Annotated in this window: 15 protein-coding genes; 9 read left to right on the top strand and 6 right to left on the bottom strand. The window is 63.6% G+C overall.

Annotated elements, in window-relative coordinates:
• Positions 1-2 precede the first annotated feature (2 nt).
• The 6 genes from ACWHYV_RS01045 to ACWHYV_RS01020 all read right to left on the bottom strand — a co-directional run bounded on the left by ACWHYV_RS01045 (position 3) and on the right by ACWHYV_RS01020 (position 5119).
• On the bottom strand, positions 3-1670 hold the full coding sequence (locus ACWHYV_RS01045) for a glucose-6-phosphate isomerase (protein ID WP_447978813.1): 1668 nt from the start codon (positions 1668-1670) through the stop codon (positions 3-5).
• 65 nt (positions 1671-1735) lie between these two features.
• Positions 1736-2356, bottom strand: a complete 621-nt coding sequence (locus ACWHYV_RS01040) for a hypothetical protein (RefSeq protein ID WP_447978812.1) — start codon at positions 2354-2356, stop codon at positions 1736-1738.
• Between the two features lie 54 nt (positions 2357-2410).
• Positions 2411-3058 carry a L,D-transpeptidase gene (locus tag ACWHYV_RS01035; RefSeq protein WP_447978811.1) on the bottom strand — a complete coding sequence of 216 codons (648 nt, stop codon included), beginning with the start codon at positions 3056-3058 and terminating at the stop codon, positions 2411-2413.
• Entirely contained in the window at positions 3055-4194 is a 1140-nt protein-coding gene (locus ACWHYV_RS01030) for a L,D-transpeptidase family protein (RefSeq protein WP_447978810.1), read from the bottom strand. The genes ACWHYV_RS01035 and ACWHYV_RS01030 overlap by 4 nt, the downstream gene beginning before the upstream one ends.
• A gap of 40 nt (positions 4195-4234) precedes the next feature.
• Complete coding sequence (locus ACWHYV_RS01025; protein WP_447978809.1) at positions 4235-4855, bottom strand: hypothetical protein; 621 nt, start codon at positions 4853-4855, stop codon at positions 4235-4237.
• A 105-nt stretch (positions 4856-4960) separates the two neighbouring features.
• On the bottom strand, positions 4961-5119 hold the full coding sequence (locus tag ACWHYV_RS01020) for a hypothetical protein (RefSeq protein ID WP_447978808.1): 159 nt from the start codon (positions 5117-5119) through the stop codon (positions 4961-4963).
• A gap of 362 nt (positions 5120-5481) precedes the next feature.
• Here ACWHYV_RS01020 and rpmH point away from each other — a divergent pair, with 362 nt between their 5' ends.
• The 9 genes from rpmH (at position 5482) to ACWHYV_RS00975 (ending at position 13758) form a co-directional block, all read left to right on the top strand.
• Positions 5482-5619: a 50S ribosomal protein L34 gene (gene rpmH, locus ACWHYV_RS01015; RefSeq protein ID WP_447978807.1), complete on the top strand. Its 138-nt coding sequence runs from the start codon at positions 5482-5484 to the stop codon at positions 5617-5619.
• 27 nt (positions 5620-5646) lie between these two features.
• Positions 5647-6036, top strand: coding sequence for a ribonuclease P protein component (rnpA, locus tag ACWHYV_RS01010; RefSeq protein WP_447978806.1), 390 nt, complete (start codon positions 5647-5649; stop codon positions 6034-6036).
• On the top strand, positions 6012-6221 hold the full coding sequence (yidD, locus tag ACWHYV_RS01005) for a membrane protein insertion efficiency factor YidD (RefSeq protein WP_447978805.1): 210 nt from the start codon (positions 6012-6014) through the stop codon (positions 6219-6221). The genes rnpA and yidD overlap by 25 nt, the downstream gene beginning before the upstream one ends.
• Positions 6222-6287: 66 nt before the next feature.
• The gene (yidC, locus tag ACWHYV_RS01000) at positions 6288-8042 is read left to right on the top strand and encodes a membrane protein insertase YidC (protein ID WP_447978804.1); all 1755 of its coding nucleotides are present in this window, start codon (positions 6288-6290) and stop codon (positions 8040-8042) included.
• Positions 8043-8054: 12 nt separating this feature from the next.
• Positions 8055-9476 (top strand): tRNA uridine-5-carboxymethylaminomethyl(34) synthesis GTPase MnmE, encoded by a 1422-nt coding sequence (gene mnmE, locus ACWHYV_RS00995; protein WP_447978803.1) that lies wholly within the window; start codon positions 8055-8057, stop codon positions 9474-9476.
• Positions 9477-9530: 54 nt separating this feature from the next.
• A complete protein-coding gene (mnmG, locus tag ACWHYV_RS00990; protein ID WP_447978802.1) occupies positions 9531-11447 on the top strand; it encodes a tRNA uridine-5-carboxymethylaminomethyl(34) synthesis enzyme MnmG in 1917 nt (638 codons plus the stop codon).
• Positions 11448-11478: 31 nt separating this feature from the next.
• Positions 11479-12162: a 16S rRNA (guanine(527)-N(7))-methyltransferase RsmG gene (gene rsmG, locus ACWHYV_RS00985; RefSeq protein WP_447978801.1), complete on the top strand. Its 684-nt coding sequence runs from the start codon at positions 11479-11481 to the stop codon at positions 12160-12162.
• A complete protein-coding gene (locus ACWHYV_RS00980; protein WP_447978800.1) occupies positions 12159-12935 on the top strand; it encodes a ParA family protein in 777 nt (258 codons plus the stop codon). The genes rsmG and ACWHYV_RS00980 overlap by 4 nt, the downstream gene beginning before the upstream one ends.
• A complete protein-coding gene (locus ACWHYV_RS00975; protein ID WP_447978799.1) occupies positions 12913-13758 on the top strand; it encodes a ParB/RepB/Spo0J family partition protein in 846 nt (281 codons plus the stop codon). Before ACWHYV_RS00980 ends, ACWHYV_RS00975 begins: the two co-directional genes overlap by 23 nt.
• Positions 13759-13794: the final 36 nt, after the last annotated feature.

Below are 13794 nucleotides of genomic sequence, written 5' to 3'. Positions count from 1 at the left end.
AATCACTTCCGCGAGCCGGACACGCGGCTCGGACGGTGCCGCCGCTTCCGCCCGTCCAACAGGGCCGTGATGTCCCGGCTGGCATCCCGGCCGAGCGACACCGCCACGACCGGTCGCCCGTGCGCGCGCAGCGACTGGACGTCCCCGACGGCCTGCGCCGTCGCCAGCGTGCCGAACGTGTAGCCGGCGTCCGGGATCTTGAGATCCGGAGTCATGCGCTCGATCAGCTCGACGAACAGTCCCCGGTTGGGCCCGCCCTTGTGCAGCTGCCCGGTGGAATGCAGATACCGGGGACCATACCCCGCCGTCGTGGCGAGCCGGTACCGTGCGGCAATCGCTCGACGCAGGGCCCTCAACGCGGCCTCCACCTGCCGGGACGGCGTCACGTAGGCGAGGATCGCGGCATAATCCCCCGGCTTGGCCTCGTCGAGCAGTTCCTGGAGGGTCTCATCGCCCTCCACGGCCGGAAGGCGCCCCTCCCGCTGAAAGGCGTCGAGCAAGCGCTTGGTGTTGTCCTTGCTCTCCTGAACGTTCGGCTGGTCAAACGGATGGATGCCCAGATAGTGTCCGGCGATCGCGGTGGCGAACTCCCAGCGGAAAAATTCCCCCCCGAGATCATAGCGGTCTCGCACGCGAAGCTGCACGACGGGATGACGCGCTTTTTTCAGATCGGCGATCTGACGATCCAGCTTTTCATTCGCGTCCCCATCCAGCCGCACCGAGACGAACAGCCGATCGTCTCCATACGCGTCCGCCGGCAGAGGAGGTTCTTGCACGACCGGAATGAGCCCGGTCCCTTCCTTCCCCGTGCTCTCCGCGAGGAGCTGTTCGACCCACAGCCCGAAGGAGTCGAGCGCCGGGGACGTGAGGACGGTGACCTTGTCCCGACCTGCCCGGCACAGGACGCCCATGACGGTGCCCAGTTGAGCCCCCGGGTTCTCCTCGACGGCTCGATCGGGGCCGCAGCGATGCGCCATCTCGACCGCTCGTGTAAGGAGCGTGTCGACGGTGATCCCCGTGAGCGCCGCCGGAACGAGCCCGAAGTAGGAGAGGACCGAGTAGCGGCCGCCGATGTCCGGCGGATTGATGAAGGTCGACCGGAAATCGTGCCGGCTGGCCAAGGCTCCCAGGCTCGTGTCGGGATCCGTGATCGCGATGAACTGGCGCCCCGCTGAGCGGCCCTGCGTGCGAGAGACGAGCGCCCAGAAGTGGGCGAACAAGGACATGACCTCGATGGTTCCGCCCGACTTGCTCGCGACGATGAACAGCGTCTTCGCCGGATCGATGGCCTCGGTCACGGCGCGGACGGCCCCGGGAACCGTGGAATCCAGCACGAGCAGCCGCGGGTAGCCGCGAGCGGAGCCGAACGTGAGCCGGAGCACCTCCGGGCCAAGGCTGCTCCCTCCCATTCCCAGCAGCACCACATGGCGAACCCTGTCGGCTCGAAGAGAGTCGGCGAAGGCCCGCAGCTCCGCCCGGCGTCCCTGCATGTCCCGAGGGACGGTCAGCCAGCCCAATCGGTCGTCGATCTCCTTGGGGTCCGGCCGCCAAATGCGGTGATCGCGCGCCCAGACGCGCGGGACCAGCCGGTCGTCCGCCAGGCGCTGAAGCGACCGCTGCACCTCCGGACCGTAACGGCCCAGCGTGGTCTTGAAGTCGGATGTGGGCATCGGTGGGTGAGCCGAAGATTTTTTGTATCTTAGGCTCGGGCGGCCGGAAAACGCAAACCGAGGGCTTACGGGGTGCTCGGTGGAGAATCGGTGATGAGCGGCATGCCGTCGACCACGGACCATGCCAAGGATTGCGCCGCTTCTTGTCTCAGAGACAGATGGATTCGGACGCCGATCGGAGGCGCATCGCCGGGAGCGAACCCCGCCGCCGCACGAAGGCGCGTCCACCATCCCCCGAGCCGGTGCTTGATCCATGGCCAGGGACGCTCGCGCCATGGAGCGCTCACGGCGATGAGCAGGCCGGGCTCGAAGTACAACTCATAGCTGTCGGGCATATCAGTGAGCTCGATCGCGCTGAACGCGGCATCGTCGGCCGCGGCCGCCTTCGGGCGCGTGACGGCCGGCCGTGAGCGGAGCCGGTAGACACCCGCGACTGGAGCACCCTCGATGATCGTCCACTCCTCGATGGGGATCCGTTGGAGCTCGAGGCCTCGGCCTTTGATCAACACGGCCGCGCTCGTGAGATCGAGCACGAGGTACAGATGCGGGCGGGCCGCCAGCTTCAGCTCTTCTTCGAGGAGCCGGTTGGATTGCGCGATCGCGGCCGGGTCGGCACGCGGGTCGGCGGCCCAGGATGGGCCGAGCAGGGCGGCAACGACGATGCAGCAACAGAATCGGGAAGCCATGACCAGCCGGAGGTTGAGGGAGTATACACGATCCGAGGCGGGCGGGATCGCGCGTCAGAAGATCAGGAGCGGGGTCCCGATTTTTGCGAGCCGGTAGACGGCCCGGAGGTCTTCGTCGCTCAAGCGAATGCAGCCGTGCGTGACGTTCTTTCCGAGCAGGCGCGGGTAGAGCGTGCCGTGGATGAAGAAGCCCTTCCCGAATCCCAGGGCATAGTCCCCCAGAATACCGGGTTCCACCCGATCCGCGCGGCTCCGCGGCACGCTCAGCCCTTCTTCCAAAAAGGCCCAATCGGGCTTCACCCAGACCGGATTCGTGAGTTTCGACTGGATGGTGAACTCCCCCCGCGGGGTGTCGAACACCCACTGAGAACCGGGTTGATCGGGTTTGTCGAGGATCGTCCCACTGCCGGTCGAGGCCAGTGCGGTGAGCAACGTTTCCCGACCGCGCTTGACGTACAGGCGGTTGTGGGCGGTATCGACGACCAGGTACAGCCCCGGCGGGGCCAACTGAGCCAGCTTGTGCTTGAGTTGCGCCTGGCGGGTCAGCAAGGCTCGCACGTCGCTGGTCGCCGGCGTGACTCGGTCGGCCGCGAGCCGATCTCTGTCGGGGGCCTGCGGCTCTTCGGAGGCGAGCGACAGACTCGTCAGCAGGACCACGACCAGGCCGGCGTTCCTCAGCCACCCCCGCCGCGTGCCCATCATCCCTCTTCGGATCGGTCCAGCCCCGCCAGCGCGAGAGACACCGTGTTGCTCACCTCAAGCGCCCCCACGATCGTCACCGGTGTGCCGACCTCGACATCCTTGAACAGCCGATCGATGTCGGCGTTCTCCAGCATGACACACCCCAGCGTTTGACTCAACGCCACGTCGTCGCCGCCATGGATCTCGATCAGACCGCCGATGTAGGCGTGGCGCGGAAGCCGGCCGTTCCGGCGGGCCTGCTCGAAGCGCCGCCGATCTTCGTCATTCGGATAATCGAGCAGCAGCGCCTTAAAGAACTGTGTTTGGCCCCGGTCTCGCTTCCTGATGATGTGGTACTGCCCTTCGGGCGTGGCGCCGTCGCCTTGGTAGCGCTTCTCGAGCATCCCGTTGTAGCCCAAGGTCACGGGGTAGGAGACGACAGGCCGCCCGTTCCGATACAGGATCAGCCGATGGTCGGCTTTGCTGATCACGATCGCGGCGGCGCGGTGACTCCTTGACCACTCGATCGTGCGCTGCACCATGCGCCGCCACAGGCCCACCCGCCGTTCGTCACCGTAGTGGCCGAGCTCGGCCGTCAGCACCGTCGCTTGGGAGCTCATCAGCCCCGCCGCCTGGCGTGCGAGCTGCGCGGATCGTGTGTACTGGCCCTGCTCATAGAAGGACCGCGCCTGGTGGAGCAGCAGGGAGGTTTCAACGGGTTTTCGCCCAAGCACAATGCGCGTGCCCAACTGGTCGATGCGGCTGTTGAAGGCTCGGAATCTTCCTTCTAACGAGGCCAATTGAGCCTGCGTCTGCAACCTGACGGCCTCACGGCGAGCCTGCGATTCCTCCAAGGCCCTCTGGCCTTCCGCCTGCACCCGCTCGACCTCGGCCAGCAAGGGATGGTTCTCCCATGGCCACCTGATCGTGTCCTCCTCGGCCTCGATCCGGCCCCTGAGCGCCACCCAGTCGGTCACGAAGCGTACGTAGCGCTCGGGGGCATATTCGGCCCCTTGGACCGCCCGCAGCTCGGCTTCCAACGTCTCCAACGCCCTCACGCGCTCCGGCGGCACCTCCTCGGCACATCCCGCTATCGAGAGCAGGAGCCAGCCGAAGAGGGAGATGAGCGGCCTCGTTCGAAGGTACCGGGAACGCATAGTGAGCGCTTCTTCTTGGTCCGAACTGATCGAATCTCTTCTATCGCGTCTTCTTCGAGGCCGGCTTCGGTTGGGCCTTCTGAACTTTGGCGAGCGCCGTTTCGATCTCAGTGGCCACGGCTTGGCTCTTCTCTTGAACGGCCTTGGCCTTGGCCTCGGCAGCCTGGTAATCTTCGGCGTCGATGGCCTTCTGAATCTCAGGCAAGGAAGTGACGAGCCCCTCCACGTCCGCCTTGATCGCCTCGACCGCCGCCCGGTCCTTTCCGACGGGCGCCCTCGCGACCAGATCCTGCGCGTTCTTCACCGCCTCCTGGGCCCCTTGTTGCGCTTGGACGGCCGCGGCCTTCGCCTCCTCCTTCTTCTTGGTCGTCTCGGAGGCCACTCGCGCCGCATCGGTCTGCACTGCGGCGAGCGATTGCTCGGCCTTCTCGTAGTCCCGCAAGAGCCCAAACTTCGCATCCTGCTCGGCGAGCTCGTTCTTGGCGCTCGTCAACGTCCCTTCGAGCTTGGCAAACTCATCCGGCAGGTACTTGGCGGCCCCGGCCGCACGGGCGTCGTTGACCGCCTTTTCGGCGGCGGCGACTTTTTCCGTCGGAGCCTTGGCACACCCGATGATCAGCAGCAGAGCAGGAACGGCGAGCAAGAACGCAACTGGTCTCATCAACTCATCCTCCACGGTTGTGAATAGCAGACTAGGGGAGAAAAATAAATGGCGACCGGCGCACCTCGCCACCCTGACAAGGAGCACCGGTCCCGATGGTGATGGTTACTTCTTTTCGGGTTTCTTCTCGGTCTTCTTTTCCGCCTTGTCGGCCTTCTTCTCCGTCGCCGGAGCCGGAGCCTTCTCATCGGCCTGGACGAACGTCGCCGACCCGAAAGTCAGCCCGAGCACCAACGCCATGACCGCCATCAGTGTTTTGCTCATGATGTCACCCCCTTTCCTCGTCAAGCTCGCCCTTGCCACGGGCGGCGCCACCAGCACGCCGGGATGGTGCAATGACAATACCCGTCCGGCTCTCACTCTAAGACGTTGAGATTCCACCATTCCTTTCCGCATGGATCGGCAAAGATGCCGGCGACGCTCGATGATTGAGGCCGGATGGCCGCGGCTCGTGCTAAAGCGCCACATAGGCACCGCCCGGCAAGCCCTGCCATCACCAACGCATCGGCTGAAGTAAGCCCCCTCTACTCTCTTGTCATCACACGCAGCCCGGCCCTCCGTTTCGTTGACAGGTCCGGCACCGGTCCATATAATGACTGGCTTCTTCAGCGAAATGGGAGGTTGGGATGTCCTTTACGTATCGGCAACCATCGAAGTTGAAGCGGAAGCGGGATCACGGCTTCCGCAAGCGTATGAGCACGAAGAACGGACGGAAGGTCTTGGCTCGCCGGCGAGCCAAGGGACGGGCGCGCTTGACCGTCTAAGCGACCGCCTGCCCCTGATCCTCGGAGATGACCGGCCCCGCAACACCTCGTCTCCATTTTCTCCGACAGAGCGCCGACATCGATCGCGTGAAGAAGCAGGGCCGGCGACGCCAAACCTCGCTGTTTACCGTCTTGGCGTACCGGTCGGGGATGCCCGTCGCCCGGGTCGGGATCATTGTTGGGAAGCGGTTCGGCCCCGCCGTGGCGCGGAATCGGGCCAAGCGAATCTTCCGAGAATTGGCGCGTCAATCCGGCGCCCGGCTGGTGGCGGGCCAGGATCTGCTCGTGTTTCCTCGCCGCGAGGCCTTGACCGTCCGGCATGCCGTGCTGAAGGAATCTTGGATGGCCACGCTTGCTCGAGAAGGCTTGTTCACGACGTCGGACAAGGAACCATGCGAACCATCTGCATCGGGCTGATCAGGTTCTACCAACGTTGGATCTCGCCGTGTCACCGGCCGGTGTGTCGTTTCGAGCCGAGCTGTTCTCACTACGCGGCGGAAGCAATCGCCCGCCATGGCGCCCTGCGTGGGATCGTATGGACCATGCTGCGGCTACTCAAGTGTCATCCCTTTCATCCCGGCGGATATGATCCTGTCCGATAAGGTCCCTGGAGATGAGCCGTCCTCGTCTCGGGTGCCGAGCCAGCCCTGAACAGGAGCAACGCATCCATGGAGAAGCGGGTCGTCGTTTTCCTCGTCCTCTCGCTGCTGATCATCATCGGGTACGACTACCTGCTGAAGCAGATGGGCCTGATGCCGGAGCCGGAGGCACCGGCACCGACCGCACCCGGCACACCGGAACCCCCGACGCCGCCGCCTCACGACTCGCCGGCGGGCACCCCACCCCGTGAGACCCAGGCCGACGCCGGTGTGGCGCTCGCAGGTGGTCCCAGTGAAGAACAGGCTCAGGAGGTCGTCACGCCGCTCTATCGGGCGGTGTTGACCCGCCGCGGCGGGACGGTCGAGAGCTGGGAGCTCAAGCGCTACACGACCACCACCGGGAGCGAGGCCAAGCCCGTGCAAATGGTCTACGCCGGCGGCAAGTTTCGAAAACCGCTGTCCTTGCAGACCCCCGATCCGGCCGTTACGGCTCGGCTCAACGAGGCGCCCTACACCGTTCACCGTGACTTCACGACCCTCGATGAGAGCCACCCGACCGGGCACCTGACTTTCACCTACGCAGACCCCGCGGCCGGGGTTCGGGTCGTCAAAGACCTGTCGTTCCACTACGACAGCTATCGCGTCGAGATCACGATCACCACCGAGGGGATCAGCGGGCCGGTCGACGTCGCGCTGGGCACCAACTTCGGGATCGTGGAGTGGGGCGAAGGATTCATCGGGCTGATCGGTCCCGCCACGATGATCGACGGGGTCGTCCAAAAGGACGTCCCGGACACGGAAGTCGAACGGAAGGGCAGGATCGGCTGGGTGGCGCTTCAGGACAAGTACTTCTTGAGCGTCCTGATCCCGGTCGACGCCTCGGCGGCCGTCATCAAGAAAGAGGCCGACAAGCTCATCAGTGCCGGCCTTCGCTATGCCGCGGCCTCGAGCCCGATGGCGATGACGCTCTATGCGGGCCCCAAGGAGTTCGACACGCTCAAGTCCTTCAACATCGGGTTGGAGGATACGATCGATTTCGGCTGGTTTATCTATGGAAGCTGGGGGATCGTCAAAGCGGTCGCCAAGCCGCTCTTCGCCGTCCTCCGCTTCATCCACGACTACACCCACAACTACGGCGTGGCGATCATCCTCCTCACCGTCGCGATCAAGCTCTTGTTCGTGCCCCTCCAGTACAAGAGCTACAAGTCCATGAAGGACATGCAGCTCATCCAGCCGAAGGTGGTCGCTCTGCAAGCGAAGTACAAGGACGACCGCGAACGGCTGAACCGGGAGTTGATCAAGCTGTACCGCGACCACAAGGTCAACCCGGTCGGCGGCTGCCTCCCGATGTTGCTGCAAATGCCCGTCTTCGTCGCCCTGTTCAATATCCTATACATGACCATCGACCTTCGGCAGGCGCCCTTCGTCCTGTGGATCACGGACCTCTCGGCGCAGGATCCGTATTACGTCCTCCCGATCATCATGGGCATCACGATGGTCGTGCAACAGAAGATCATGCCGACGACGATGGATCCGACCCAGGCCAAGATCATGCTGCTGCTGCCGGCTTTCATGACGTTGCTGTTCCTGACGTTCCCGGCGGGGCTGGTCCTCTACTGGCTGACCAACAACGTGATCACCATCACCCAGCAGTTCGTGACCGATCGGTACATCTTCAAGAAACCCGCTCCGGCCCCCGTCGAGGAGGCGGCCGCCGGCGGCCATGACGATAGCACCAAGACGACGACGAAGAAGAAAAAGGAGAAGACGGAGACGGCCGCGAAGGAGCCGGTGTCTCCACGCACCGAACAGTCCGAGCCGTAACAGGAGTGCGCCATGGAGCCGGCAATGGAGGACACGATCTGCGCGATCGCCACCCCGATCGGGGAGGGCGGCATCGGGATCGTTCGGATCAGCGGCGAACGGGCGCTCGCCGTAGCCGAGGCGGTGGTTCGGTTGACGTCCGGTCGGCCGCTCTCCGAGATGGCGAGCCACACCCTCCACCATGCTGATGTGGTCGATCCGTCCCGGCCCCGCAGGCGCCGCAGCTTGCCGCTCGACGCGATCGACGAGGCGCTCGTGGTGGCCATGCGCGCGCCTCGCTCCTATACCGGCGAGGACGTCGTCGAGATCCATTGTCACGGCGGCTCGCTGGTCCTCCACACGCTCATGCAGGCGCTCCTGGCTTCAGGCGCCCGGGCGGCCCAGCCCGGTGAGTTCACCAAGCGCGCCTTCCTCAACGGCCGGATTGATCTGCCCCAGGCCGAAGCCGTGCTCGATACGATCCGTGCGAAGACCGCGGGGAGCCTGCGGGTCGCCCAAGCACAGCTCCGCGGCACCCTCTCCATCGAGCTCGAGCGCATCCAACAGCGTCTCATCGGCCTGCTCGCGCAGGTTGAGGCCTCGATCGACTTCACCGAAGAGGACATTCGTTTCATCCAAGACGAGCCGTTGGTTCGAGAGCTGGGGGAAGCCGGGGAGGCGGTCCAACGGCTCATCGCGAGCGCGGACGAGGGACGCGTGTTGCGGGACGGCCTCGCGCTCGCCATCGTCGGACGGCCGAACGTCGGCAAATCGAGCTTGTTGAATGCGCTCCTGCAGCACGACCGGGCCATCGTGACCGCAGTGCCGGGAACCACCCGGGACGTGCTGGAAGAAACGGTCAATATCCGCGGTCTTCCGGTCCGCCTCTTGGACACGGCGGGTCTCCGCGATACGGCGGACCCCGTGGAACACGAAGGCATCCGGCGCACGCGAGCCGCCATCGACGATGCGGACGTCCTCCTCATAGTTCTCGATGGATCTTCGGGGCTGACGGACGGAGACCGGGAGGTGCTTCGCGCCGCGCCCGACAAAAAAACCGTCATCGCCGTCAACAAATCCGACCTGCTTCAGGCGCTTCACGACGAGGACCTCGAGCGGGAGGGCGTGCGGCCGGGAACGGCAACCGTGCGCATCTCCGCGAAGACGGGGGCCGGCCTAGAGAGTTTGCGCGACGCCGTTTGCACCTTGGTCATGCGCCCGGATTGGGAGCCCGGAGAGTGCCCGATCGTCACCAATCTCCGCCATCGAGCGAGCTTGATCAAAGCCCGCGACGCGCTGGCCAAGGCCGTGGAATCGGTCCGGAGCGGCTTGTCCGGTGAATTTGTGGCCATGGACCTTCGCGGCGGCATCGAGGCGCTGGGGGAGATTACCGGATCGGTGACGAACGACGATGTCCTTGACCGCATCTTCCGGGACTTTTGCATCGGCAAATGATCAGCATCCCGAGCAGAGTCGCGATCGATGGGCCGTGTGCCGTGGGGCGCCGTTATGGACTATGACGTGATCGTCGTCGGAGGCGGCCATGCCGGCTGTGAGGCGGCCTTGGCCGCGGCTCGGATGGGCGCCCGAACCCTGCTCCTGACGATGGACACGGACAAGATCGCCCAGATGTCGTGCAACCCGGCCGTCGGCGGGATCGCCAAAGGGCATCTCGTGAAGGAGATCGACGCCCTCGGCGGAGAGATGGGGCACAATACCGACCGCGCGGGCATTCAATTCCGCATGCTCAATACCAGCAAAGGCCCCGCCGTCCGCGCGCTCCGCGTACAGTGTGACAAACGGCTCTACCGCGAGCGGATGCAGGAAACGTTGCGCGCGCAGCCGGGCTTGACGGTCGGTCGCGGGACCGTGGACCGGATTCTGACGGCTGGCGGCGCAGTCACCGGCATTGTGACGGATCAGGGTGCCACGATCGGCGCTCGGGCCGTGATCCTGACGTCCGGCACGTTCCTCAAAGGGCTCATCCACATCGGACTCAGCCACTTTCCCGCCGGGCGCGCGGGGGAAGCTTCTGCGGAGCATCTCTCGGATTGCATGCGTGATTTCGGATTCGAGGTCGGGCGCTTGAAGACGGGAACACCGCCGCGTCTGGATCGCGACACGATCGACTTCACGGCCATGACACCCCAACCCGGAGACGACCCGCCCAAGCCGTTCTCCTATCGGACGGTGCGCATCACGAACCCGCAGAGGCTCTGTCACTTGACCTATACGACGCCGCGGACCCACGATGTCATCCGTGCGAATCTCGACCGGTCGCCCATGTACAGCGGTGTGATCGAATCCACGGGACCGCGGTACTGCCCCTCGATCGAAGACAAGGTCGTCCGGTTTGCCGACAAGGACCGTCATCAGGTCTTCGTCGAGCCGGAAGGCCTCGAGACGAGCGAATACTATCCCAACGGGATCTCGACGAGCCTCCCGGTGGACGTTCAATACGAAATACTACGTAGTATACGGGGGCTCGAGCAGGCCCGGGTCCTCAAACCCGGGTACGCGGTCGAGTACGACTATTTTCCTCCTCATCAACTCCACCCGACGCTTGAGACCAAGCTGGTGCGCGGGCTGTACCATGCCGGGCAGATCAACGGGACATCCGGCTATGAAGAGGCCGGTGCGCAGGGCATCCTGGCCGGCATCAATGCCGTGCTGGCGTTGCGGGGAGAACCGCCGCTCATCTTGGATCGCTCGCAAGCGTACATCGGTGTCTTGATCGACGATCTGATCACGAAGGACGCCAGAGAGCCGTACCGGATGTTCACATCGCGGGCCGAGTACCGGCTCCTGCTGAGGCACGACAACGCCGATCTTCGGCTCACGGAGATCGGCCGTCGGCTCGGGCTGATTCCCGATGTCCTCTACCGGCGGTTTCTCGAGAAGAGAAATCAGGTGGAGACGACCGTCGAGTGGTTGAAGGCCCGTCGCCCGCGATGGACGGAGGCACGTCGGCAGGTGTTTTCAGAAAAGCAGTTGGACCCGCCGCCAGCAGAGCTGACATTCGCGCAGCTCTTGAAGAGGCAGGACGTTGACTATCGACTGCTCATGACGCTCTTCGCTAACGAGCTGCCGCCGTATGATGAGGAGGACGTGTTGGACGCCATCGAGATTGCGGTCAAATACGAGGGATATATCACTCGGCAAGCCCAACAGGTCGCCAAGTTCAAGAAACTGGAAGAGCGCCAAATTCCTCACTCCTTTCAATATGACGCGGTCGCAGGCTTCTCCCGCGAAGTGCTGGAGAAGCTCAAGCGCGTGAGGCCGGCGTCGATCGGGCAGGCGTCCCGAATTTCCGGTGTCACTCCGGCCGCAATCTCCCTTCTGCTCGTCGCCCTTGAACGAGAGCGCCGGACGCATCGGGGCTTGGACAAGAGCCGATCGTACGCTCCCCAGATAGAAAGCTCTTGACCCGCCGATTGGCTTTCGTTACTTGTTCCACGTGGAACATGGAGAAGCTCTCCGCCGGTTCGCGGCGAACCTCGGGGTTTCGCTTGACGATAGAGCGATCGAGCAGTTCTTGTTGTATCGGCAGTACCTCCTTCTTTGGAACAAACGGATCAATCTGACGGCGATCACGGACCCCGAGGAGATTCTGATCAAGCACTTTGTAGATTCGCTGGCGTGTTTCAAGGCCCTTACTCCGCTTCATGAGGGTGCATCGCTCCTTGATGTTGGCACCGGCGCGGGATTCCCGGGACTCCCGCTCAAGATCGCCCATCCACGCCTGTCGCTGACCTTGCTCGAACCAAGCCGAAAAAAGGTTGCCTTTCTCCAACACCTTGTCGGGACGTTGAGGCTCGAGCACGTCACGATCATTGCCAAGCCCCTCGAAGACGTGAGCCGAGCTGGCAGGTTCACCGGGTCTTATCGGTTTGTGGTCACCCGAGCTTTGAATCTCTTCTCACAACTGGCGAATGTCGTCCCGTTGCTCGAGAGGGGAGGCAAGCTGATTCTCTGCCGTTCTCGCTCACTCTCTCCATCGGATCCTACCGACGGGTTCAAGGTCGACCGGGAAATCCTATATGATCTGCCGGCCGATTACGGGAAGCGCGTATTGGTAGTGCTGAGTCCCATACCCAACGAGATGTTCCACGTGGAACACTCCGGCGAGCGGCCGTTGTGACACGCGTCATCGCCGTCGCCAACCAAAAAGGAGGGGTTGGAAAAACGACGACGTCGATCAACCTGGCTGCGTCGCTTGCAATCACCGAGCAATCGGTTTTGTTGATCGACCTCGACCCGCAAGCCAACGCTACCAGCGGGCTTGGACTCGATCCCCGCCAATTACCAAAATCCCTGTACGATTGCCTGCTTCGCGGTGAAAAACTCTCTGAAACGCTTGTTCAATCGTCGGTGTCCAAGCTGTGGCTGGCCCCCGCCAACACGGATCTCGTCGGGGCCGAAGTCGAGCTGGTCTCTGTGCCCGATCGTGAACTCGTCCTCAAAGGAGCGCTTCAGGATATCCGCGATCGGTACGATTTCATCCTGATCGATTGCCCCCCGGCCCTTGGCTTCTTGACGATCAATGCGCTCGTCGCCGCGGGGTCCGTCCTCGTCCCAGTTCAGTGCGAGTACTACGCGATGGAAGGGCTGGGCCGCCTGATGGCCAACGTTCACCGGGTCCAAGCCGGGCTGAACCCAGCGTTGACCATTGAGGGCGTTCTCTTAACCATGTTCGATTCCCGCAACAGCCTGGCCCGCCAGGTCGCAGAAGAGATTCGCAGCCACTTCAAAGACAAGGTCTATAAAACCGTTATCCCACGCAATGTTACGCTTGCAGAGGCGCCGAGTTACGGCCGCCCGGTTGCGCTCTACAATGCGAGCTCGAGCGGAGCCCAGGCGTACCTGGAGCTCGCCAAGGAGGTGTTGGATCGTGGAGAAAAAGGCGCTGGGTAGGGGATTGGAAGCGCTGTTGCCGGGAGGGGGCACCAAGGACGGTTCGCCTCCTCAGGTGCAGGACATCCAGGAAATCCCGGTCGAGCACATCATCCCGAATCGGTATCAACCCAGGACCAGGTTCTCCGAGGATGATATCTCAGAACTTGCTGAATCTATTAAACAAAATGGCCTCATTCAACCCGTCTTGGTCCGCCGGAGAGGCGACGGAATCTTCGAGCTGATTGCCGGCGAGCGCCGACTTCGTGCGGCAAAGTTGGCCGGACTGGCGCGTATCCGTGCAATCATCCGAAACTCCAGCGACGAGCAGGCCATGGAGCTCGCCCTCGTCGAGAACGTTCAGCGGCAAGATCTGAACCCGATGGAAGCGGCTCGGGCCTACCATCGGCTGACGACTGAGTTCGGCTTCACGCAAGAGAGTGTCGCGCAGCGGATCGGCAAGGACCGCTCGTCCGTCGCCAACATTGCACGCCTGATCCAGTTGCCCCACGACATTCAACAGCTCATCGAGAACGGTCAGTTGAGCACCGGCCACGCGAAGGTCCTGCTCGGGCTCTCGTCCGCGGAGGCGCAGCGGACGCTGGCGCGCGAGATCCTCGCAGGAGCTCTTTCGGTCCGGCAGGCTGAAAAACTCGCCGCCTCCCACGCGCGCCCGCACCGGCCGCGCACCCGCACCACGCCCTATGCCGACGTCGAGGAGCGCCTGCAACGGCGCCTTGGCACCCGTGTCTCGATCGCCAAGGGCCGGAGAGGCGGAAGGATTGTGCTACACTACTTTGGCCCCGAGGAGCTCGACCGCTTACTTGAAATCCTACTCGCGTAATATCGACCTGTGCCCATTGCCCCTGGCATCCGCGTC

It is taken from the genome of Candidatus Nitrospira bockiana (genome assembly GCF_965152565.1).
Note: the sequence above shows the minus strand (reverse complement) of the source record. Positions and strands in the feature narration are given on the sequence as shown.

What these genes read in the sequence shown, in the direction of transcription:
- yidD (WP_447978805.1), top strand. Translation starts at nt 6,012, where the DNA reads ATGCGAACCATCTGCATCGGGCTGATCAGGTTCTACCAACGTTGGATC.
- ACWHYV_RS01035 (WP_447978811.1), bottom strand. Translation starts at nt 3,058, where the DNA reads ATGATGGGCACGCGGCGGGGGTGGCTGAGGAACGCCGGCCTGGTCGTG.
- rpmH (WP_447978807.1), top strand. Translation starts at nt 5,482, where the DNA reads ATGTCCTTTACGTATCGGCAACCATCGAAGTTGAAGCGGAAGCGGGAT.
- mnmG (WP_447978802.1), top strand. Translation starts at nt 9,531, where the DNA reads ATGGACTATGACGTGATCGTCGTCGGAGGCGGCCATGCCGGCTGTGAG.
- ACWHYV_RS01025 (WP_447978809.1), bottom strand. Translation starts at nt 4,855, where the DNA reads ATGAGACCAGTTGCGTTCTTGCTCGCCGTTCCTGCTCTGCTGCTGATC.
- yidC (WP_447978804.1), top strand. Translation starts at nt 6,288, where the DNA reads ATGGAGAAGCGGGTCGTCGTTTTCCTCGTCCTCTCGCTGCTGATCATC.
- ACWHYV_RS01030 (WP_447978810.1), bottom strand. Translation starts at nt 4,194, where the DNA reads ATGCGTTCCCGGTACCTTCGAACGAGGCCGCTCATCTCCCTCTTCGGC.
- ACWHYV_RS01040 (WP_447978812.1), bottom strand. Translation starts at nt 2,356, where the DNA reads ATGGCTTCCCGATTCTGTTGCTGCATCGTCGTTGCCGCCCTGCTCGGC.
- ACWHYV_RS01045 (WP_447978813.1), bottom strand. Translation starts at nt 1,670, where the DNA reads ATGCCCACATCCGACTTCAAGACCACGCTGGGCCGTTACGGTCCGGAG.
- rnpA (WP_447978806.1), top strand. Translation starts at nt 5,647, where the DNA reads ATGACCGGCCCCGCAACACCTCGTCTCCATTTTCTCCGACAGAGCGCC.
- ACWHYV_RS01020 (WP_447978808.1), bottom strand. Translation starts at nt 5,119, where the DNA reads ATGAGCAAAACACTGATGGCGGTCATGGCGTTGGTGCTCGGGCTGACT.
- mnmE (WP_447978803.1), top strand. Translation starts at nt 8,055, where the DNA reads ATGGAGCCGGCAATGGAGGACACGATCTGCGCGATCGCCACCCCGATC.